The organism is Aequorivita sp. IT1282 (assembly GCF_058068205.1).
This window is the reverse complement of record NZ_JBYRHR010000004.1, coordinates 287,086-308,292: the sequence shown is the minus strand read 5'-3', so window position 1 is coordinate 308,292 and position 21,207 is coordinate 287,086. Positions and strand designations below refer to the sequence as shown.

General features: G+C 37.0%; 24 protein-coding genes. 3 read left to right on the top strand and 21 right to left on the bottom strand.

Features of this window, described 5'->3' with window-relative positions; all coding sequences use genetic code 11:
• Positions 1 to 28: 28 nt before the first annotated feature.
• Genes AC3RVG_RS10800 through AC3RVG_RS10790 form a run of 3 tightly spaced genes read left to right on the top strand, consistent with a single transcriptional unit; the run spans position 29 to position 2,615 of the window.
• The gene (locus tag AC3RVG_RS10800) at positions 29 to 262 is read left to right on the top strand and encodes a hypothetical protein (RefSeq protein WP_489691472.1); all 234 of its coding nucleotides are present in this window, start codon (positions 29 to 31) and stop codon (positions 260 to 262) included.
• Entirely contained in the window at positions 247 to 540 is a 294-nt protein-coding gene (locus AC3RVG_RS10795; protein ID WP_489691471.1) for a type II toxin-antitoxin system RelE/ParE family toxin, read from the top strand. The genes AC3RVG_RS10800 and AC3RVG_RS10795 overlap by 16 nt, the downstream gene beginning before the upstream one ends.
• Positions 541 to 590: 50 nt before the next feature.
• Positions 591 to 2,615 carry a ComEC/Rec2 family competence protein gene (locus tag AC3RVG_RS10790; RefSeq protein WP_489691470.1) on the top strand — a complete coding sequence of 675 codons (2,025 nt, stop codon included), beginning with the start codon at positions 591 to 593 and terminating at the stop codon, positions 2,613 to 2,615.
• Positions 2,616 to 2,641: 26 nt separating this feature from the next.
• Here AC3RVG_RS10790 and AC3RVG_RS10785 read toward each other — a convergent pair whose 3' ends face one another.
• The 21 genes from AC3RVG_RS10785 to rplF form a co-directional block, all read right to left on the bottom strand.
• Complete coding sequence (locus AC3RVG_RS10785; protein ID WP_489691469.1) at positions 2,642 to 3,175, bottom strand: thioredoxin family protein; 534 nt, start codon at positions 3,173 to 3,175, stop codon at positions 2,642 to 2,644.
• A gap of 84 nt (positions 3,176 to 3,259) precedes the next feature.
• On the bottom strand, positions 3,260 to 5,050 hold the full coding sequence (locus AC3RVG_RS10780; protein WP_489691468.1) for a peptide MFS transporter: 1,791 nt from the start codon (positions 5,048 to 5,050) through the stop codon (positions 3,260 to 3,262).
• A 32-nt stretch (positions 5,051 to 5,082) separates the two neighbouring features.
• Positions 5,083 to 6,489: a peptide MFS transporter gene (locus tag AC3RVG_RS10775; protein WP_489691467.1), complete on the bottom strand. Its 1,407-nt coding sequence runs from the start codon at positions 6,487 to 6,489 to the stop codon at positions 5,083 to 5,085.
• A 29-nt stretch (positions 6,490 to 6,518) separates the two neighbouring features.
• Positions 6,519 to 8,699 (bottom strand): S9 family peptidase, encoded by a 2,181-nt coding sequence (locus tag AC3RVG_RS10770; RefSeq protein WP_489691466.1) that lies wholly within the window; start codon positions 8,697 to 8,699, stop codon positions 6,519 to 6,521.
• A gap of 294 nt (positions 8,700 to 8,993) precedes the next feature.
• Entirely contained in the window at positions 8,994 to 9,908 is a 915-nt protein-coding gene (locus AC3RVG_RS10765; protein ID WP_489691465.1) for a dimethylarginine dimethylaminohydrolase family protein, read from the bottom strand.
• Between the two features lie 61 nt (positions 9,909 to 9,969).
• Positions 9,970 to 11,256 carry a citrate synthase gene (locus AC3RVG_RS10760; protein ID WP_489691464.1) on the bottom strand — a complete coding sequence of 429 codons (1,287 nt, stop codon included), beginning with the start codon at positions 11,254 to 11,256 and terminating at the stop codon, positions 9,970 to 9,972.
• A gap of 179 nt (positions 11,257 to 11,435) precedes the next feature.
• Positions 11,436 to 12,722: a phosphopyruvate hydratase gene (gene eno, locus AC3RVG_RS10755; protein WP_489691463.1), complete on the bottom strand. Its 1,287-nt coding sequence runs from the start codon at positions 12,720 to 12,722 to the stop codon at positions 11,436 to 11,438.
• 79 nt (positions 12,723 to 12,801) lie between these two features.
• The gene (gene carA, locus AC3RVG_RS10750) at positions 12,802 to 13,923 is read right to left on the bottom strand and encodes a glutamine-hydrolyzing carbamoyl-phosphate synthase small subunit (RefSeq protein WP_489691462.1); all 1,122 of its coding nucleotides are present in this window, start codon (positions 13,921 to 13,923) and stop codon (positions 12,802 to 12,804) included.
• 163 nt (positions 13,924 to 14,086) lie between these two features.
• A complete protein-coding gene (gene rplQ, locus AC3RVG_RS10745; RefSeq protein WP_489691461.1) occupies positions 14,087 to 14,593 on the bottom strand; it encodes a 50S ribosomal protein L17 in 507 nt (168 codons plus the stop codon).
• Positions 14,594 to 14,748: 155 nt separating this feature from the next.
• Positions 14,749 to 15,741, bottom strand: coding sequence for a DNA-directed RNA polymerase subunit alpha (locus AC3RVG_RS10740; RefSeq protein WP_489691460.1), 993 nt, complete (start codon positions 15,739 to 15,741; stop codon positions 14,749 to 14,751).
• Positions 15,742 to 15,762: 21 nt separating this feature from the next.
• Positions 15,763 to 16,368, bottom strand: a complete 606-nt coding sequence (gene rpsD / locus AC3RVG_RS10735; protein WP_489691459.1) for a 30S ribosomal protein S4 — start codon at positions 16,366 to 16,368, stop codon at positions 15,763 to 15,765.
• Between the two features lie 145 nt (positions 16,369 to 16,513).
• Positions 16,514 to 16,915 carry a 30S ribosomal protein S11 gene (gene rpsK / locus AC3RVG_RS10730; protein WP_489691458.1) on the bottom strand — a complete coding sequence of 134 codons (402 nt, stop codon included), beginning with the start codon at positions 16,913 to 16,915 and terminating at the stop codon, positions 16,514 to 16,516.
• An 11-nt stretch (positions 16,916 to 16,926) separates the two neighbouring features.
• Positions 16,927 to 17,301, bottom strand: coding sequence for a 30S ribosomal protein S13 (rpsM, locus tag AC3RVG_RS10725; protein ID WP_489691457.1), 375 nt, complete (start codon positions 17,299 to 17,301; stop codon positions 16,927 to 16,929).
• A 3-nt stretch (positions 17,302 to 17,304) separates the two neighbouring features.
• Positions 17,305 to 17,421: a type B 50S ribosomal protein L36 gene (ykgO, locus tag AC3RVG_RS10720; protein WP_009779203.1), complete on the bottom strand. Its 117-nt coding sequence runs from the start codon at positions 17,419 to 17,421 to the stop codon at positions 17,305 to 17,307.
• Positions 17,422 to 17,516: 95 nt separating this feature from the next.
• Positions 17,517 to 17,732 (bottom strand): translation initiation factor IF-1, encoded by a 216-nt coding sequence (infA, locus tag AC3RVG_RS10715; protein WP_026452613.1) that lies wholly within the window; start codon positions 17,730 to 17,732, stop codon positions 17,517 to 17,519.
• A gap of 2 nt (positions 17,733 to 17,734) precedes the next feature.
• Positions 17,735 to 19,078, bottom strand: a complete 1,344-nt coding sequence (secY, locus tag AC3RVG_RS10710) for a preprotein translocase subunit SecY (RefSeq protein WP_489691456.1) — start codon at positions 19,076 to 19,078, stop codon at positions 17,735 to 17,737.
• Between the two features lie 12 nt (positions 19,079 to 19,090).
• Positions 19,091 to 19,543: a 50S ribosomal protein L15 gene (gene rplO, locus AC3RVG_RS10705; RefSeq protein ID WP_489691455.1), complete on the bottom strand. Its 453-nt coding sequence runs from the start codon at positions 19,541 to 19,543 to the stop codon at positions 19,091 to 19,093.
• Positions 19,544 to 19,557: 14 nt separating this feature from the next.
• The gene (gene rpmD, locus AC3RVG_RS10700; protein ID WP_111880345.1) at positions 19,558 to 19,737 is read right to left on the bottom strand and encodes a 50S ribosomal protein L30; all 180 of its coding nucleotides are present in this window, start codon (positions 19,735 to 19,737) and stop codon (positions 19,558 to 19,560) included.
• Between the two features lie 11 nt (positions 19,738 to 19,748).
• On the bottom strand, positions 19,749 to 20,273 hold the full coding sequence (rpsE, locus tag AC3RVG_RS10695; protein ID WP_489691454.1) for a 30S ribosomal protein S5: 525 nt from the start codon (positions 20,271 to 20,273) through the stop codon (positions 19,749 to 19,751).
• 8 nt (positions 20,274 to 20,281) lie between these two features.
• Positions 20,282 to 20,638, bottom strand: coding sequence for a 50S ribosomal protein L18 (gene rplR / locus AC3RVG_RS10690; protein WP_489691453.1), 357 nt, complete (start codon positions 20,636 to 20,638; stop codon positions 20,282 to 20,284).
• A gap of 11 nt (positions 20,639 to 20,649) precedes the next feature.
• Entirely contained in the window at positions 20,650 to 21,192 is a 543-nt protein-coding gene (gene rplF / locus AC3RVG_RS10685; RefSeq protein WP_489691452.1) for a 50S ribosomal protein L6, read from the bottom strand.
• Positions 21,193 to 21,207: the final 15 nt, after the last annotated feature.

Genomic DNA, 21,207 nt, shown 5'->3' with positions numbered 1-21,207 from the left:
TTTTGTATCTTAGAATAAATTTTAAGCAATGGAAACTGCGGCATTGAAAAAAAAGTTGATTGCAAAAATAAACGACACCCAAAATAATGAAGTTCTTGAAAGCGTGATGCGCTTGTTGGAAATTCACGATGAAAATGATGTGTATGTTTTAAACGAGGCACAAATAGCAGCTATTGAAGAAGCTCGCGAACAATACAGAAATGGTCAATATTCCACACATGAAGACGTGCAAAAGGAAATAAAGGAATGGCTAAAGAAGTAATATGGTCAGACCGTGCTAAATTCGAATTATACGATATTCTTGAATATTGGTTGCAAAGAAACAAATCTGAAGAATATAGTATAAAACTCAATGTGCTATTTAATGAGGCAATAGAACAAATTAGAAAATATCCAGAATCTGGTAAGTTTTCTAGTGATAGAAAAAGTAGAATCAAAATAGTACGAGATTACCTTATTCTATATGAAGAAAAAAATGTTGAAATATATATTTTAGCAATCTGGGACAGCAGACAAAACCCAGCTTCCCTCAAATTATAGCCAATTTTCTCCCCAATAAATTTTAAGTATTCAACTTAAAGTCTCGGGGTATGAAATTCATAAACTTTGCTGTAGTTAAGTTTTCAATTTTTCTTGTGCTTGGTATTCTCACTGCACACTTCTTCCCTATTTCTACTTTTCTATTGTATTATGTTTTAGCATTCCTTTTAGCCGTTTTTGGTCTTTGGTTTTGGGCGAGAAATCAATTAATTCAAAACGTTTACTTCGGAATTGCAACCTATTTGTGCTTTTTTGCAATTGGGTATTTTAGTTATCAAATTCGATTGCCGCAGTTTCAACCGAAACACTTTTCGCATTTAATTGCTGATGATAATGCTGAACTAATTCAGATTAAAATCATCCAAACTTTAAAGCCCGATAAATTCAATTTAAAATATTTTGCAGAATTAAACGCCATAAATGGAGTAAATGCGAATGGAAAAATACTGCTAAACATTTCCAAAGATTCTCTGATACAATCGTTTTCAGCCAATGAAGTTTTATTGGTTTACACTACTATTTCCGAAATTCCAAAACCGCTGAATCCACACCAATTTGATTATTCAGCATATATGAAATCGTTGGGAGTTTACGGACAATTACGATTTTCAGAAAAGGAAATTTTAAAAACTACAAACGGTAAAACAACGCTTTTCGGAAGATCGCAAAACTTCCGCGCAAAACTTATAGAGAAACTACAGCGCACCAAACTAAAATCGGATGAACGCGCAATAATACAAGCTCTTGTTTTAGGCGAAAAGAAGGATATTGAAAAAAATCTTTACAATGCCTACGCAGCAGCCGGAGCTGTTCATATTTTAGCAGTTTCAGGTCTCCACGTGGGGATTTTATACCTTATCCTCGCCTTCCTTTTCAAACCACTAATACGATGGAAATACGGCGCATTCATTCAAGCAATTGTAATTGTATTACTACTTTGGGGCTTTGCACTACTTTCTGGACTTTCACCTTCGGTAACCCGTGCGGTTACAATGTTTAGCTTTTTTGCAGTTGCTAGACTCTTTAATCGGGAAACAAATAGCATTAATACTTTGTTTCTTTCTTTTCTGACGCTTTTAATTATCAATCCTTTGTGGCTTTTTCAAGTAGGATTTCAACTTAGTTATTTAGCGGTTTTCTTTATAGTTTGGCTACAACCTATTTTCTATAAAGCAGGCTATTCTAAATATCGAATTGTACGCAAAATTTGGGCAATAGTAACGGTTACCATTTGTGCGCAGATTGGCGTTTTACCACTAAGCTTGTATTATTTTCATCAGTTTCCTGGGTTGTTTTTGCTGACGAATATTGTAGTGCTTCCCTTTTTAACCTTGCTGATGTGCGGAGGAATATTGATTGTAATTTTAACTGCTTTCCAGCTTTTACCCCACTGGCTAGCCGAAGCATATAATTTTCTAATTGAAGGGCTAAACAGCTTTATAAATTGGGTTGCGGTACAAGATGAATTTCTATTCCGAAATATTCACTTTTCGGCACTGAAGGTATTAGCAGCTTATCTATTAATAGTTTCACTAGTTTTATTTCTAAAGAAAAGGAATTACAGAAATTTGATGGTTTCACTCGTCACAATTTCTATTTTTCTATCGGTTTACATTTATGATGAATTCAGAACTTCGGGAAATTTGCTTGTGGTTTTTCAGAAAAGCAAACACACACTAATTGGTTATAAAAATGGTAAAGAATTGAAGATTTTAAAAAATGATTCACTTGAAAATATTTCAGAATTATTTCCTATAAAATCATTCAAAACGGCTATAAATATCAACAACTATTCTGAAGAAAAACTACCGAAGCTGTTTCGCTATAATAACAAAAACATCCTCGTTTTAGATAGTTTAGGCATTTTTCCGAAGCATTTAAACGTGCATACAATTTTGTTAACTAGCAGTCCAAAATTAAATCTGAACAGACTTATCGATAGTTTAAAACCGCACCAAATTATTGCAGATGGCAGCAATTACTTTTCTTATGTAGCGCGCTGGGAAAAAACTTGTAAGCTAAAAAAGCTCCCGTTTTGCCATACTGCAAAACAAGGAGCTTTCCCAATAGAATAGCCTGAATATGAAACCGAAAGGCTAGACTAAAATGTAGGTTTAAAATTTTTCTGATAGGTTTCCCAAGCCTCAGTAGTTGTAACTTTTAAATAATCGTCTGTATGAATCATTCTTAGAAAAATTTCAAGTTGTGGCGGTGTTCTATATCCTGGTACGGCTTGAATTAGATCTCCTTTTTCTGTAAAGAAAACTACACTTGGGTATGCATTCACTTTTAAAGCGTGTGCAAACAAATGCTGTGCATTTCTACCTTTGCGTGCAGCATCATAATTTGGGTTTGTATAGGTGAAATTATTATAATTTACTTCCTCTGTTCCTTCGGCATTAAACTTCACCGCATAATAGTTTTTGTTTACATACTCTATTACGTCTGCATCGCTAAAAGTATTTTTATCCAACATTTTACACGGACCGCACCAAGTAGTGTACACATCCATAAAAATCTTTTTGGGCTCCTTTTTTTGTGCGGCGAGTGCTTCATTCATCGTCATCCAATTAATTTTTTGAGCGTTGATAGTACCTGCGGAAACAATAAGAAAAAGTAGTAATAAATATTTCATGCTAATATGTTTAAAAATTTATTCTGAATGAAACAAAAAGCGTTCCATAATAGGGAACGCTTTTTTAATATAAACTATTGTGTATTAACGAATACCGTGCATTAATTTTTTTAAGACTGGATTTAACAACATTGAAACTATACCAACCGCAATGGGAATTAAGGTAAATATTAAAAAGAACGTACCCATAGAATATTCTGCCGAAATTTTATCGATCATTCCACCCATAGTGTTTGCAGCTTTTTGCCCCACGGCGATGGCAAGATACCAAACCCCAAACATAAACCCAATCATACGCGCTGGCACCAATTTACTTAAATAAGAAAGTCCTAACGGAGAAAGACAAAGCTCGCCCATAGTATGCATTAAATACGCTAGAATAAGGAAGATCATACTCACTTTTGCTGTCATTGCTCCCGGAGGAATATCTGACGCACCATACGAAAGAATTGCAAAACCTAAACCTAACATAATTAATCCTATTCCGTATTTTACGGCAGCACTTGGGTTGTATTTGCTTTCCCACCATTTTGAAAATATAGGGGCCAATGTAATAATGAAAAATGAATTTAAAATCCCGAACCAAGTGGCATCCACTTCTAATTCTGTCTGTGAAAACTTATCTACTAATCTATAGATAACCAATCCCCAAATACCGATAAAGGCAATTACAAGGGCAACATTTGATAATGCTATTCTAGTATGGGTTTTCTTGACCAATAAGTATATAACCCACGTAATAATAATTAATGGAGCCGTGGTTAAAAGCGCATCCACAATTTTGAAAATAAATGCAGAATCACCCGTTAAACTTCGCTCGGTATAATCCTGCGCAAAAAGCGTCATGGAACCCAATGATTGTTCAAAAAAGGCAAAGAAGAAAACGGTGAAAAGTCCAAAAATTGAAACCGCGATTAACCTATCACGAACAATTGGCAAGTAACGAGCAATTCGGGTAACTAATAAAACTAGGAACATTGCCAAAGCAGCAAGCACCACAATATTAGTTCCACTCATTCCACCAATTTCAAAAGGCACTAAAGATTTTGAATAAATAGTCTCCAGAGGATCATTAAAAAGATAGAGTAAACCACCAACAGATGACAACACAATCAGCACATAATCAAACATTGTGAAAGGATTCAACTTGATGGGTGCTTCTTCTATTTCATCACTTCTTAATTCAGGTCTTTCTTCGTTTATATTTTGAGGTATTTCTACTTCGTGTTTTTTAGAAGGTTTTGCTCCAATGTCTCCAAATATTTTATGAGCCAATAAAAATTGAAGCATTCCTAAAAACATAAAAATTCCAGCAAGACCGAAGCCCCAAGCCCATCCTTTATTTTCGGCTAAATAACCGCAAAGCATCATTCCGAAGAAAGCCCCTGCATTTACACCCATATAGAAAATAGTATAAGCGCCGTCTTTTTTGGATTCTTTACCCTTATACATTTCAGAAATGATAGAAGTAATATTCGGCTTAAAGAAACCCGTACCAATAACTAAAAGAGCAAGACCTAAATAAAATGAAGGTGTAGTTTCCAATGCCATTGAAGCGTGGCCTAAAGTCATAATAATACAACCAATAACCACAGCCATTCTATAACCTGTAATTTTATCTGCAACCCAACCACCAATAATTGGTGTTAGATATAACAGCGAAGCATACGTACCAATAAGTGCTAACGCGTGCTCTCTTGGCCAATCCCAACCAGGATTGTCGCTCATAAGCGGTGCCGTTAAAAACAACACTAAAAGAATACGCATTCCATAAAAGGAAAAACGCTCCCACATTTCGGTAAAGAAAAGTATGAAAAGTCCCGCGGGATGTCCTAAAACTTTGTCTTTAAACAGATTTTCAATATCGGTATTCATCGGTTTATGTTTAGATTAATGTATCTCTGAAATTAATTAACTTTATTGAAATCTGGATCGGCCAGTTCATAAGGTTCGTTGTCGTCATTAATTTCACGTTCATTATCTTCAGCTCCGTGAGTAAGTTTTTCTAATTTATTTCTAATTAACAGTACCAATAATCCGAAGACTACACAGAAAATCGCAATTCCCGTAAAGACTGTGTATTCCCCTAAATCTGAGGCAGATTCACCCAAAAGTCCAGCAACTTTATTTCCTAAACCTGTCATTGCAAAATACACACCCATCATAAGTGATGCGTATTTTAGAGGTGCTAATTTTGTAATATATGAAAGTGCAACCGGCGATAAACACAATTCTCCAACTGTGTGGAATAGATATGCCGCAACTAACCAATACATAGCTGATGAACCATCTGCGTTATATTGAGCTGTTGCTCCCGTCATAAAGAAGAAACCGACACCCATTATTATCAAACCAAGACACATTTTAAAAAGTGAAGTTGAAATTTTTCCTTTCAGTTTTCTATGTGCCCAAAAAGCAGCAACACTTGTTCCTAAAATAATAATGAAAAGTGCATTTAAAGATTGGAACCAAGAAGCAGGTACCTCCCAGCCCATTAGCATTCTGTTAGTCTTTTCTGAAGCATAGATGTTCATTAAACCTCCTGCTTGCTCAAAAGCACCCCAGAATACAATTACCAAAATGAAAGAGATGAACAGAACAACCATTCTGTCTTTTTCAATTTTGTTAAGTGGTCGCTTCATTGCAGCTTTTTCTTCTTCATTTTGAGAATTATTGGTGTTATTACCCACATATTTAAGATGCTTTTGTCCAATCACATATTGAATCAAACCTAAAAGCATTCCTATTGCTGCAAGTCCAAAACCATAGTGCCATCCATAAACTTCACCTACATAACCTACAATTATACTTGACAGAAATGCACCTACGTTTATACCTATATAAAATATTGTAAAACCTTTATCTCTTCTAATATCGCCAGCTTTGTAAAGACCACCAACCATTGTTGAAATATTCGGTTTTAGCATTCCAACACCAGCTATAATTAGTCCAAGTCCAGTATAGAATGCCCACATTTGTTCAATGGACAAAATACCGTGACCTGCAACAAGTAAGATTCCGCCAATTAGCACAGATTGTTTTTGACCTAAAAATTTATCGGCAATCCAACCTCCGGGAATGGAAGCTACATAAACTAACATTGTGTATGTTCCGTAAAGTGAAAGGGCATCGCCATTGGTCCAACCTAAACCTGGATTCCCACTACCAGCTTCTGCAACTAAATAAAGTACCAATATGGCACGCATTCCGTAATAGGAAAAACGTTCCCACATTTCGGTAAAAAACAGTATGTAAAGGCCTACGGGGTGGCCAAACAATTCTTTTTGCTTTTGATATTGAAGTGCTTCTGACATAAAATTAATTATTAGTTAGTGTTGATTTTTTATAAGTTTTTCTTGATGTAATCGGTCATTAATGTATAAAGATGTAATCGTGTATTACCACCGTAAATACCGTGGTTTTTGTCTGGATAAATTCTCCAATCAAATTGTTTGTTGGCTTGCACTAAAGCTTCAATTAAACGCATGCTATTTTGAACATGAACGTTATCATCTGCACTTCCGTGTACCAATAAAAATTTTCCTTTCAGACCAGCAACATGCGAAAGTGGCGAGTTTTCATCGTATCCCGAAGCATTTTCTTGCGGAGTCTGCATATAGCGTTCAGTGTAAATACTGTCGTAAAATCTCCAGCTTGTAACTGGCGCAACAGCAATAGCCATTTCAAAAGTATCGGGTGCTTGGAATAATGCGTTTGAAGACATAAACCCACCATAGCTCCATCCCCAAATACCTGTTCGGGACTCATCAATATATGGTAATTCGCTTAATTTTTTAGCAACGGCTATTTGGTCTTCAACTTCAAATTTACCCAATTCTTTTTGGGTCATTTTTTTGAAATCTCTTCCTTTAAAACCTGTTCCGCGACCGTCAACACAGGCTATGATAATATCTTGTTCGTTCGCAAGCATTTCGTGCCAGTAGTCATTAGTGCCCATCCAACTGTTTGAAACATTTTGAGAACCTGGACCTGAATATTGATACAGAAACAATGGGTATTGCTTATTCTCATCAAAATCCAAAGGCTTAATCATATACATATTTAAATCTTCACCATTAATATTTATAGTTGAAAATTCTTTAGGTGAAATATTATACGTAGCCAATCCGCTTTTTAGATCGTTATTGTTTTTTATTTCGCGAAGCAATTTACCTGTTTTCGCCTCGTGAAGCGTGAATAAATAAGGAGTAGTAGCACTAGAATAAGTATTTATGAAATACGAATAATCCGCACTAAAATCCGCTGCGTTGGTTCCCGTTTGTTGGGTTAAACGAGCTTTATTTTTCCCAGAAGGAAGAATAGAATACACATCGCGATTGATGCTTCCGTTTTCAGTACTTTGGAAATACACACGTCCCGTATTCTGATCAAAACCATAATAAGCGGTTACTTCCCAAGGACCTTTAGTTACTTGATTAAGTAGTTTCCCGTTTTTATCATATTGATAAATATGGTTCCAGCCGTCTTTTTCGCTCGTCCAGAAAAAACTATTGTTATTTAAAAAAGTAAGATTGTCTGTAACATCTACATATGCATCGTCCTTTTCTGCTAAAATCAATTTTGAAGTATTATTTGAAGCATCAACAAAAACCAAATCGATTACATTTTGATGGCGATTGGTAAGTTGAACACTCAAAATATTATTGTCCTTTGTCCAAAGTAATCTCGGAATGTAGTAACTGTTATATTTTGAAAGATCTACTTCAGTAGACTTTGCGCTGCCAAGATCATAAAAATGCAATGAAACCTTTGAATTTGCCTCGCCCGCTTTTGGATATTTAAAGGTGTCTGCTGAAGGATATAGCTCGCTGCCATAAAGATCCATATTAAATTGCGGCACCTCGGTTTCATCAAATTTTATATAGGCTAGTCTATCACCATTTGTGCTCCATTCAAAAGCGCGTACAAATGCGAATTCCTCTTCATAAACCCAATCTGTTAAACCATTAATAAGGCTATTCTTTTTACCGTCGCTGGTAATTTGTTTTGTCTCTCCCGAGTTTAAATCTTTTATATAAAGATTATTTTCAAAACCGAATGCTATTTTGCTGCCGTCATTACTAAAAGTTGGTTCCTGAATTTTTTTAGTGGAAACGAGACTGAATTGCTTCGAAGCTACATCATAAACATAAAATGTCCCACAAGAGGAACGACGATAGATTTGCTGCAGTTCTGTAGTGAAAAGAATTTTAGATTCATCTTTACTAAACTCATAAGAAATAACGTATTCTATTCCTTTTAAGTCGGTCGTGTTTAAAAGCGTTCGCGCCTTTTCACCACTTTTATAGTCATAGACATCTACTGTAGATACTTTATTTTGCCTGTCGTAATTTAAAACGGCGTATTCTTTACCGTTATTCATTGAATGTAGGGCGTCTAAACCTTGGGTTCGGAAAGCGCCACCCCAAATTTCTTCAAGGCTTATATTTCTTTGTTGGGCATTAATTGTTGTAATTGCTGTTAGAAACAGCAACAAAAATGGAAGGGAGTTAATTCTTTTCAAACTGTTAAAATTTTAATATGCCAAGTTTACTAATTTTTTGTGAAAGAGGGGTTGGTTTTTTTGTTAAATAAGCCTTTAAGACGTTATTTTATGCGAATAGCAGATTGATGTAAAGCCTAAAATTTGTAGATATCTGATAGTGTTGATGAAACCCTATAAAATTATTAATTCCTTTTTCCAATTGCCAAAAAAAACCCTACTCGTACCGAAAGGAGTTTACACCTTTTGAAACCTTAATCTATTCTTTAATAATTTTTTAATGCTTTGGGTTCCAAAAATTTAAAGACTATTAGATTAATCTCTTACTAATGGCATCGTTGAGCAACGAAGCAGACCTTCTTGTTTTGAAATTTCGGCATACGGCACTTCTTCTACCGTAAAGCCTTGTTCACGCAGCCAAGTATTGAGTCTTGTAAAGTTTTTTTCTGAAATAACAACGTCTGGCGAAATAGAGAAAATGTTGCTATTCATATTATACATTTCCTGCTTTGTAATATGAAAACAGTTTTCTTTTCCGAAGAAATTCACTAACCATTCATATTCTTCTTCAATCAAAAAACCTTCCTTATGAATAATTGCTTTTCCGTTACCCAAAGGTTGAAAACAGCAATCTAAGTGCAGCGCATTTTCATCTGCAACTGTATTACTTTTTTTAAGGTTGAAAGACTTCACTTTTTTATGCGGAAACAGCTTTTGAAGATGTTTTACAGCGTTCATATTCGTGCGAGCCGTTATAAAACTCGGGTAGTCTTCGCCGTAATACGTTCCCACAAAAATGTAATTACCCCAAGGCATTACATCGCCGCCTTCAATATGTGCGTTTTCGGGGAATTCAATAACTTTTGAAGGATCAATTTGATTAATTACATGCTCAATAGCTTCAATTTCCATAGAGCGGTCATCGAGTATGTTTGCTATTATAAATTTATCTTCAATAACAAATGCTATGTCTCGCGAGAAAATTTGATTGTAATCTTTTATAGAGTGGGGTCTGTAAACCTTTACATCGTATTTTTCAAAAATAGCTGCAACCGCCTCCATTTCCTTCGCCATATCCTCATCTTTAGGATATGTTCCAGCTTTAATATGTTCAGCAGATTTGGGGTCGTAAGCATCTTCTAACCTTGGCACAGGTCCATTACTATCTGCGCGGCCCAATACCACGGCACGAAGTTGAGAAGTTTCGTCGTTAATATTTAAATTGATCATACGGCAAATATAAAAAAAGCACCTCGATTCCGAGGTGCTTTCAAATGTATTAAAATAAAAGTTATCTTTTCTCCACTGGCACGAAATCGCGGTGGGTTTCGCCAGTATAAATCTGACGTGGGCGACCTATTGGTTCTTTGTTAAGACGCATTTCTCTCCACTGTGCGATCCAACCCGGTAAACGGCCTAAAGCGAACATTGGTGTAAACATTTCAACTGGAATACCTAAGGCTCTATATATTATACCTGAGTAGAAATCTACGTTTGGATATAATTTTCTTTCAACGAAATATGGATCCTCTAAAGCTTCTTTCTCAAGTGCTTTTGCAATAACTAGAATTTCATCTTCTATTCCTAAATTATCTAAAAGGCTATCGGCAGCTTTTTTAATGATTTTAGCGCGTGGATCAAAATTCTTATAAACTCTGTGTCCAAAGCCCATTAAACGGAACGGATCGTCTTTGTCTTTCGCCTTAGCCATAAATTTTTTGGTGTCGCCACCATCTTCTTTTATAGCCTCTAGCATTTCAATAACAGCTTGGTTTGCCCCTCCGTGAAGTGGTCCCCAAAGTGCTGCAATTCCTGCAGAAATAGAAACGAAAAGACCAGCATGCGATGAACCTACAATTCTAACTGTAGATGTAGAGCAGTTTTGCTCGTGATCTGCATGAAGAATCAATAACTTGTCCAAAGCCTCTAATACAGTATCATTGGTAGTATAATCCCCACTAGGTTTTTTGAACATCATTTTTAAGAAGTTGTCCACATATCCTAGAGAATCTCCGCCGTAATCTAACGGAAGTCCCATGCGTTTTCTGTATGTCCAAGCGGTTAAAACTGGGAATTTCCCGAGAATTTTTACAATGGCTTTGTACATATCCTCCTCACTATCTACATTTACTGAAGAAGGATTAAACGCTACTAAGGCAGATGTTAGTGAAGATAGCACTCCCATTGGGTGTGCAGCCTTTGGAAAACCATCCAAAATACGTTTTACATCTTCGTCAACATGTGACTGTGCTTTTATATCTGTGTGAAATTTTTTGAGTTGTTCATCGGTAGGCAATTCACCAAAAATAAGAAGGTAACAAACCTCTAAGAAATGAGCTTTTTCCGCAAGTTCTTCAATTGAATAACCACGGTAACGCAGAACTCCTTTTTCTCCATCTAAAAAAGTAATTGCACTTTCGCAAGAACCTGTATTTTTATATCCTGGATCCAAAGTAACAACACCACCAGTGCTGGCACGAAGGCTCTTTATATCTATTCCTAATTCATTCTCAGTTCCCTCAACAATGGGGAATTCATACTTTTTACCATCTATCTCGAGGGTCGCCATCTTTGCCATAAAATATTGTGTGTTTTTTAATTTATTCAGAAATGCTAAATTACAAAATCTAAAGTGATTTTTTTAACAATTGTGAGTTATGTTAGGTTAAATAAACCTTAAATAATCGGTTATGAAGCTAATTATTGAAGAAAAAAAACCTCGCCATAAGCGAGGTTTTTATAAAGAATCGTAATAAGTTATATTTTGAAGGCATTTTGTTGCGGAAAATAAGCAACTTCTCCCAATTGTTCTTCTATTCTTAGAAGTTGGTTATACTTCGCCATTCTATCACTTCGCGATGCCGAACCAGTTTTTATTTGACCACAGTTTAGCGCGACTGCTAAATCTGCAATAGTATTGTCTTCAGTTTCTCCACTTCGGTGACTCATTACTGAAGTATAACCAGCGTTATGCGCCATATTTACAGCAGCGATTGTTTCGGTAAGTGTACCAATTTGATTCACTTTTATTAAAATTGAATTTGCAATTTTCTCAGAAATACCTTTTGAAAGTCTTTCCACATTTGTTACGAATAAATCGTCGCCAACTAATTGCACTTTATGTCCAATTTTTTCGGTTAAATATTTCCAGCCATCCCAGTCGTTTTCATCCATCCCGTCTTCAACAGAAATAATAGGGTATTTTTCACATAATTCAGCAAGATAATCTGCTTGTTCTTTTGAAGTGCGAACTTTTCCTTTCTCGCCTTCAAACTTTGTGTAGTCGTATTTTTTATTCACATAAAATTCTGCTGCTGCACAATCTAAAGCAATCATTACATCGTCGCCCAATTTGTAGCCAGCTTTCTTAGTTGCTTTTGCGATAGTATCCAAAGCATCTTCGGTACCATCTAAAGTTGGTGCAAAGCCGCCTTCGTCACCCACAGCCGTACTTAAACCGCGGTCGTGCAATACTATTTTAAGGTTGTGAAAAATTTCGGAACCCATTTGCATTGCGTGCGTAAAGGTTTTTGCCTTAACAGGTATAATCATAAACTCCTGAAAGGCAATAGGCGCATCGCTGTGCGACCCTCCATTGATAATATTCATCATTGGCACCGGAAGTGTTTTCGCACTCACACCACCCACGTAACGATACAATGGCATGCCCAACTCATTGGCTGCTGCTTTCGCGCAGGCTAATGAAACACCAAGAATTGCGTTGGCACCAAGTTTCGATTTATTAGGCGTTCCGTCTAACTCGATCATCGTTTTGTCGATAAGCTCCTGCTCAAAAACAGAGATTCCGAGAAGTGTACCAGCAATTTTTCCTCTTACATTTTCAACAGCTTTCATTACGCCTTTGCCCATATATGCTTTACCGCCATCGCGAAGTTCAACAGCTTCGTGTTCACCCGTAGATGCTCCCGAAGGTACTGCGGCACGACCCATAAAACCGTGTTCAGTGATTACGTCTACTTCAATTGTTGGATTTCCTCTTGAATCGAAAATTTGTCTGGCAATAATGTCTATTATGATGCTCATTAGATTTTAAACTTTGGTTATTGTTTCTTATATATACAAAGACCTCAAAGGTTTTGGAAACCTTTGAGGTCTAAAAATTTTAGGCATTTTGTAAATTATGATTTTCAATACTCTCGATAAATTGATCGAAAAGATATGAAGCATCGTGCGGACCAGGGCTAGCTTCGGGATGATATTGCACCGAGAAAGCTGGTTTGTTTTTTAAACGAATACCAGCGGCAGTATGATCGTTAAGATGTTCGTGGGTTATTTCTATATTTGGATTGGCTTCCGCCTCTTCTCTACTTATCGCGAACCCATGGTTTTGTGAAGTAATTTCACCTTTTCCAGTAACAAGATTCATTACAGGATGATTTATCCCTCTGTGACCATTGTGCATTTTATAGGTTGAAACTCCATTTGCCAAGGCCAACATTTGATGCCCCAAACAAATTCCAAACATTGGTCTTTCTTTGTCTAAAATGGTTTTTACAACTTCAATAGCGCTGTGAAGTGGCTCTGGATCGCCAGGACCGTTGGATATAAAATAACCATCTGGATTAAAAGATTCCATTTCTGTAAAACTGGCATTATAAGGAAAAACTTTTATGTAGCAATCGCGCTCTGCAAGTCTGCGAAGGATGTTCTTTTTGATCCCTAAATCTAAAGCTGAAATTTTGTATTTAGCGTTTTCATCTCCATATAAATATGGTTCTTTTGTGGAAACTTTTGAAGCGAGCTCCAGTCCGTGCATATCTGGAACATCTGCCAATTGTTTTTTAAGGCCTTCAATATTGTCAACCTCTGTAGATATTACGGCATTCATTGCGCCATTATCACGAATATAGCTTACCAGAGCGCGCGTATCTACATCGCTAATTGCTAGTAAATTATTTCTGTTTAAAAATTCTTCTAAAGAATCATCTGCTGCAGGTCGGGAATAGTGGTAACTAAAATTACGCACTACCAATCCTGCGATTTTTATCCCTTCAGATTCTATTTCATCTTTATTAACACCATAATTCCCAATATGGGCATTTGTGGCTACCATAATTTGCCCAAAATAAGAAGGATCTGTAAATATTTCTTGGTATCCGGTCATTCCAGTGTTGAAACAAACTTCACCAAAGGCCGAGCCTTCTTTGTTTCCAACAGCTTTACCGTGGAAAATTGTTCCATCTGCCAATAATATAATTGCTTTTTTTCGTGTTTGGTATTTCATTATTGAAGGGTTTCTAGTCTTGGGTTTCTAGTTATGAGTTTTACAAACATTCGTTATCTTTCTTCAAGCATAAAGCTTGACCAAAATCTTTGCAAAAATAGTATAAAAAAAAGGGATAAACGAAAACGCTTATCCCTTTGTTATTTAATGAATTCAAATTCATTTATTCTTCTTCTTTCTTTGCTTCTTTGTCAGCTTTTGCTGGAGCAGCTTTTGCAGCAGGTGCAGCAGCAGCTTCAGTTCCAGTTCCTGCTCCACGACGACTTCTACGAGTAGACTTCTTCTTAGTAGCTTTTCCTGCGTTATAGATTTCGTTAAAATCTACAAGCTCTATCATTGCCATATCAGCATTATCACCTAAACGATTACCTAATTTAATAATACGAGTGTAACCACCTGGACGGTCACCAACTTTTGGTGCAACAGTTCTAAAAAGTTCAGCAACTGCTTCTTTTTGACGCAATTTAGCAAAAACCAAACGACGGTTATGCGTAGTGTCTTCCTTAGATTTTGTTACTAATGGCTCAACAAATTGTTTCAACGCTTTTGCTTTTGCAACAGTAGTGTTGATTCTTTTGTGTTCTATTAAAGAATTAGCCATGTTTGCCAACATTGAATGTCTGTGGGCTTTTTTTCTACCTAAGTGATTTATTTTTTTTCCGTGTCTCATGACATTTTTATTTTCATCATCTTGCTACTGGACCAGCTTTGGCTGGGAGCAAATTATGACGGGTTAAATTGATTAACGATTGTTGATTGGTGAATATTGACTTCAGATTTATAACTTCAGAAATCTGAAATCATAAATCTGAAATCGTTAGTTCTCTAATCTTTATCTAATTTATATTTTGCAAGATCCATCCCGAAGTTAAGGCCTTTCACGTTTACAAGCTCTTCAAGCTCTGTAAGCGATTTTTTACCGAAGTTGCGGAATTTCATCAAGTCATTTTTGTTGTAAGATACAAGGTCGCCCAATGTATCAACCTCTGCAGCTTTCAAACAGTTTAGTGCACGAACCGAAAGATCCATATCTACTAATTTTGTTTTAAGCAACTGACGCATATGAAGGGATTCCTCATCATAAGTTTCAGTTTGTGCAATCTCGTCAGCCTCCAATGTTATGCGCTCATCGCTGAACAACATAAAGTGGTGAATTAACGTTTTTGCAGCTTCGGTTAAAGCATCTTTTGGGTGAATTGATCCGTCAGTTTGGATTTCGAAAACCAATTTTTCGTAATCTGTTTTCTGCTCTACACGGAAGTTTTCAATACTGTACTTCACATTTTTTATTGGAGTGTAGATAGAATCTGTAAAGATTGTTCCCAAAGGAGCGTTCGCTTTTTTGTTCTCTTCTGCAGGAACATAACCGCGACCTTTTTCGATAGTGATTTCCATATTAAGGTTCACTTTCTTCTCCATATTGCAAATAACCAATTCTGGATTCAATACTTGAAAACCTGAAATGAATTTTTGGAAATCACCAGCTTTCAACTGCTCGTTTCCAGAAACTGAAATAGTAACGGTTTCGTTATCTATCTCGTCAATCTGTCTTTTGAAACGAACCTGTTTAAGGTTCAAAATAATTTCGGTAACATCTTCCACTACTCCAGCAATGGTAGAAAACTCGTGATCCACGCCTTCCATGCGAACCGAAGTGATGGCGAATCCTTCCAATGAGGAAAGTAATACGCGTCTTAATGCGTTACCAACGGTAAGTCCGTAACCTGGTTCCAAAGGACGAAATTCAAATTTCCCCTCGAAATCGGTGGAGTTCACCATTATAACTTTATCAGGCTTCTGAAAACTAAATACTGCCATAATTGACTTTCTGTGTTTTAATTATTTAGAATATAATTCGACGATCAATTGCTCATTGATGTTTTCTGGGATTTGGAGACGATCAGGTATAGAAACAAAAGTTCCTTCCTTTTTTTCTTCGTTCCAAGTAATCCACTCATAAACGCGACTTGCATTTGCCAACGAATTGTTGATTGCCTCAAGAGATTTTGATTTCTCTCTAACGGCCACTACATCTCCAGCCTTTAACTGGTAAGATGGAATGTTTACTTTTTCACCATTAACGGTGATATGACGGTGAGAAACTAGTTGTCTGGCACCAGAGCGACTTGGAGAAATCCCCATTCTGTACACTACGTTATCCAAACGAGACTCACACAATTGTAGCAATACTGCACCAGTAATACCTGGAGCTGCTGTTGCTTTTTTGAACATATTTCTGAACTGACGCTCCAAAATACCATAAGTGTATTTTGTTTTTTGCTTCTCCATTAATTGGATTGCGTACTCAGATTTTTTACCACGGCGACGTGTGTTACCGTGTTGCCCTGGAGGGTAGTTTCTTTTTTCGAAAGATTTATCATCTCCGAAAATTGCTTCTCCGAACTTACGGGCTATTTTAGTTTTTGGACCAGTATATCTTGCCATTTCTTGGTTTTAATTATGAAGGAAAACTAAATTAAGGTCTTATTCTTATCCTTTAGTTTCTAAATACCTTCAGTTGATATTATTTTTGATGTACAATATTAGATATACGATTAAATTTAACCGTATATCTAACTATTGAAAATTATTATACTCTTCTTCTTTTTGGAGGACGACATCCGTTGTGCGGCATTGGAGTAACATCGATAATTTCGGTTACTTCAATTCCTGCATTGTGAATAGCACGTATAGCAGATTCTCTACCATTTCCTGGACCTTTTACGTAAACTTTTACTTTACGTAAACCAGCGTCGTGAGCAACTTTTGCGCAATCTTCTGATGCCAATTGAGCTGCATACGGCGTGTTTTTCTTAGATCCACGGAAGCCCATTTTACCGGCTGAGGACCAAGAGATAACATCTCCATTCTTATTTGTCAACGAAACAATAATGTTGTTGAATGATGCTGTAATATGCGCTTCACCCACTGATTCAACATTAACCTTGCGTTTTTTAACTGTTTTTGACGTCTTTTGACTTGTCTTTGCCATAACTCTAGGTTTTATTTAGTTGCTTTTTTCTTGTTAGCAACTGTTTTACGTTTTCCTTTTCTTGTACGAGAGTTATTCTTAGTTCGCTGTCCTCTTAAAGGAAGACCCGATCTGTGACGAATACCTCTGTAACAACCAATATCCATTAAGCGTTTAATACTTAATTGAACTTCACTACGTAATTCACCTTCGATTTTGAAAGACCCTACAGCTTCACGAATAGCACCGATTTCATCATCGTTCCATTCACTTACCTTTTTGTCTTCGTCAACTCCGGCTTTGTTCAGAATATCTTCAGCACGGCTTTTGCCGATTCCGAAGATATACGTTAACGCGATTACACCCCTTTTGTGCTTCGGGATATCTACACCTGCGATTCTTGCCATAACTTATCCTTGTCTTTGTTTGAACTTTGGGTTCTTTTTGTTAATTACATATAATCTGCCTTTTCTGCGAACAATCTTGCAGTCGGCACTTCTTTTCTTTACGGATGCTCTAACTTTCATCTGTCTTTAGTATTTAATTTTTAAAGGTCAGATGGAACCATCCGGTTTCATCTGTTTCTGTTTATATAGTCCAACAAACTGTGAGGTTTGTTGTATTAGTATCTGTATGTTATTCTTGCCTTAGTTAAATCGTACGGGCTCATTTCCAGTTTCACTTTATCTCCTGGCAACAACTTAATGTAGTGCATTCGCATTTTACCGGAAATATGTGCGGTTACAATGTGACCGTTTTCCAATTCTACACGGAACATGGCATTTGATAGTGCTTCCACTATACTTCCATCTTGTTCAATTGCGCTTTGTTTTGCCATAATTATGCTACTGCTTTTCTATTTTTGCCACTTTTCATTAAACCATCGTAATGACGATTCAATAAGTACGAGTTTACTTGTTGCATTGTATCGATTGCTACTCCCACCATAATTAGTAGTGATGTACCACCGTAGAATAATGCCCAACCTTGCTGGATTCCTAACAACTTAACAACGAACGCTGGGAAAATAGCGATCAAAGCCAAGAATACAGAACCTGGAAGTGTTATTTGAGACATAATTCGATCTAAATATTCTGCGGTTTGTGACCCTGGTTTAATACCTGGAATAAAACCACCGCTACGTTTAAGGTCGTCTGCCATTTTGTTAGTAGGCACCGTGATAGCAGTATAGAAATATGTAAATACTATAATCAATAAGGCGAATACAACATTGTACCAGAGTCCGAAAATATCACTGAATGTAGCTTGAACTCCTTGAGCGAAATCGCTTTCAGAAAGACTTGCTACCGCAGAAGGCACAAACATAATTGCCTGAGCAAAGATAATTGGCATAACTCCAGATGCATTCAACTTTAACGGAATAAACTGTCGTGCTCCAAAAATATTCTTTTCGTAACCACCAGTTGCGGTTCTTCTTGCATATTGTACTGGTATCTTACGTACAGCCATTACCAACATAATTGATAGGAGGATAATAACAAACCAGATAACCAATTCAATAAGTATCATAATCAAACCACCGTTTGATTCCATTACTCTTGAAACAAATTCCTGAGCAAATGACTGTGGTAAACGTGCAATAATACCCACCATAATTAATATGGAGATACCGTTACCAATACCTTTATCAGTAATTTTTTCACCCAGCCACATTGCAAATATAGTACCAGTAACCAAGATTATAACCGAGGAAACATAGAACATTAAGCTCTGCCCCATTATAAAAGCTTCTGCTGGCACTCCCATTGCTGGAAGACCTGCAAGATAACTTGGTGCTTGTACCAAACAGATACCGATTGTTAACCAACGGGTAATCTGATTGATTTTCTTACGGCCACTCTCGCCTTCCTTCTGTAATTTTTGAAGGTATGGTACTGCAATTTGCATTAACTGCACAACAATCGAGGCAGAGATGTATGGCATAATTCCCAATGCAAAAACAGAAGCGTTAGCAAAAGCCCCTCCTGTAAATGCGTTTAGTAATCCTCCAATACCACCTGCATCAAATTGACCTGCAAACTGTCCTAACATATCTGCATCAATTCCTGGAAGCACTACTTGTGCACCAAAACGGTACACTAATAACATTCCAAGAGTGAGGAAGATGCGGTTACGCAACTCCTCTATTTTCCAAACATTCTTTAAGGTTTCGATAAATTTCATCCGTATCTTATGTTACAATGTTACTACTTCGCCTCCGGCAGCTTCGATAGCTTCTTTTGCCGAGGCAGTAAACTTGTGTGCAGATACTTTTAATTTTGCCTTTAACTCTCCTCTTCCTAAAATCTTAACCATTTCGTTTTTTCCAGCAAGACCTAAACCAAATATAGTTTCAAAGTCAACGGTATCTTTTATTTTCTTGTCGTCAACCAATTGTTGTAAAGTATCAATGTTGATGCCTTTATACTCCTTACGGTTGATGTTTGTAAATCCAAACTTAGGAACACGACGTTGTAGGGGCATCTGTCCACCTTCAAATCCAATTTTCTTGGAATAACCTGAACGTGATTTTGCACCTTTATGTCCGCGGGTGGCAGTACCACCTTTACCGGAACCTTGTCCGCGACCTACTCGCTTGCCTTTGTTTTTCGCCGATCCTGCGGCGGGTTGTAAGTTACTTAACTCCATTTTTCGTATTTACTTTATTTAGTTTCAACAGAAACCAAGTGATTAACTTTATTGATCATACCAAGAATATTTGGCGTGTCTTCATGTTCCACAGTTTGGTTCATCTTATGAAGACCTAACGATTCCATGATTCTCTTTTGGTTTTTTGGACGCTTTATAACGCTTCTAACCTTTGTTACTTTAATTTTTGCCATCGTTCTGATATTTATCCTTTGAATACTTTATCAAGTGAAATCCCTCTTTGGTTAGCAATAGTTTGTGCACTTCGCATTTGCAAAAGGGCATCAAAAGTTGCTTTTACCACGTTGTGTGGGTTGGAAGATCCTTGTGATTTTGACAATACATCGTGAACTCCTACTGCTTCCAATACGGCACGTACGGCACCACCAGCAATAACTCCGGTACCAGGCGCTGCTGGAAGAAGGTTAACACGGGCTCCGCCATATTTTCCTTTTTGTTCGTGTGGAAGTGTTACCTTGTTTAGTGGAATGCGAATCAAGTTTTTCTTGGCATCCTCAATAGCTTTCGCTATTGCACTAGCTACATCCTTGGATTTCCCAAGTCCGTGGCCTACCACTCCTTTTTCGTCACCAACAACTACAATAGCTGAAAATCCGAAGGCACGACCACCTTTGGTCACCTTGGTTACACGTTGTACACCTACCAATCGGTCTTTCAATTCAAGACCTCCTGGTTTTACTAATTCTACGTTTTTATAATCTTGATACATAATGCTACTTAGAATTTAAGGCCACCTTCGCGTGCACCTTCAGCTAATGATTTTACTCTTCCGTGGTATAGGTAACCGCCTCTGTCAAAAGCGATGGTTTCAACACCTGCTTTAACAGCTTTTTCTGCGATTGCTTTTCCTACCATTTTTGCAGCTTCAACTTTGTTTACTTTTGAAGCGTCAATGTCTTTATCTCTTGAAGATGCAGCGGTAATTGTTTTTCCACTTACATCGTCAATAATCTGAGCGTATATTTCTTTGTTGCTACGAAATACAGCCAAACGTGGGCGACTTTCTGTCCCATCCACGGTTTTTCTGATTCGCATGCGCAAGCGCGCTCTTCTTTCGTATTTTGATAATGCCATAACTCTATTTGTTATGCAGATTTACCTGCTTTTCTTCTTAATTGTTCACCTACAAACTTAATTCCTTTTCCTTTGTACGGCTCTGGCCTACGGAAGCCACGTATTTTCGCCGCAACTTGTCCTACCAATTGCTTGTCGTGAGAAGTAAGTTTTATGATTGGGTTTTTACCCTTATCTGATACAGTTTCCACTTTAACTTCTGGAGCAATGTCCAAAATGATGTTGTGTGAAAATCCTAAAGCCAATTCCAATTTTTGTCCTTGGTTGCTAGCGCGGTAACCCACACCTACCAATTCTAATTGTTTGGTCCATCCGTTGCTTACGCCTTCAATCATATTGTTTACCAACGATCTGTAAAGACCGTGTTTTGCCGTATGATCTTTTGAATCTGAAGGGCGCTCAACAATAACTTGATTATCTTCTACTTTTACGGTTACATCAGAGTATTCCTGAGTTAACTCGCCTAATTTTCCTTTCACGGTTATTACGTTGTCTTTTACATCAACTGTAACTCCTTGTGGGATTGCTACCGGGTTTTTACCTATTCTTGACATTTCTTTGTCTATTTT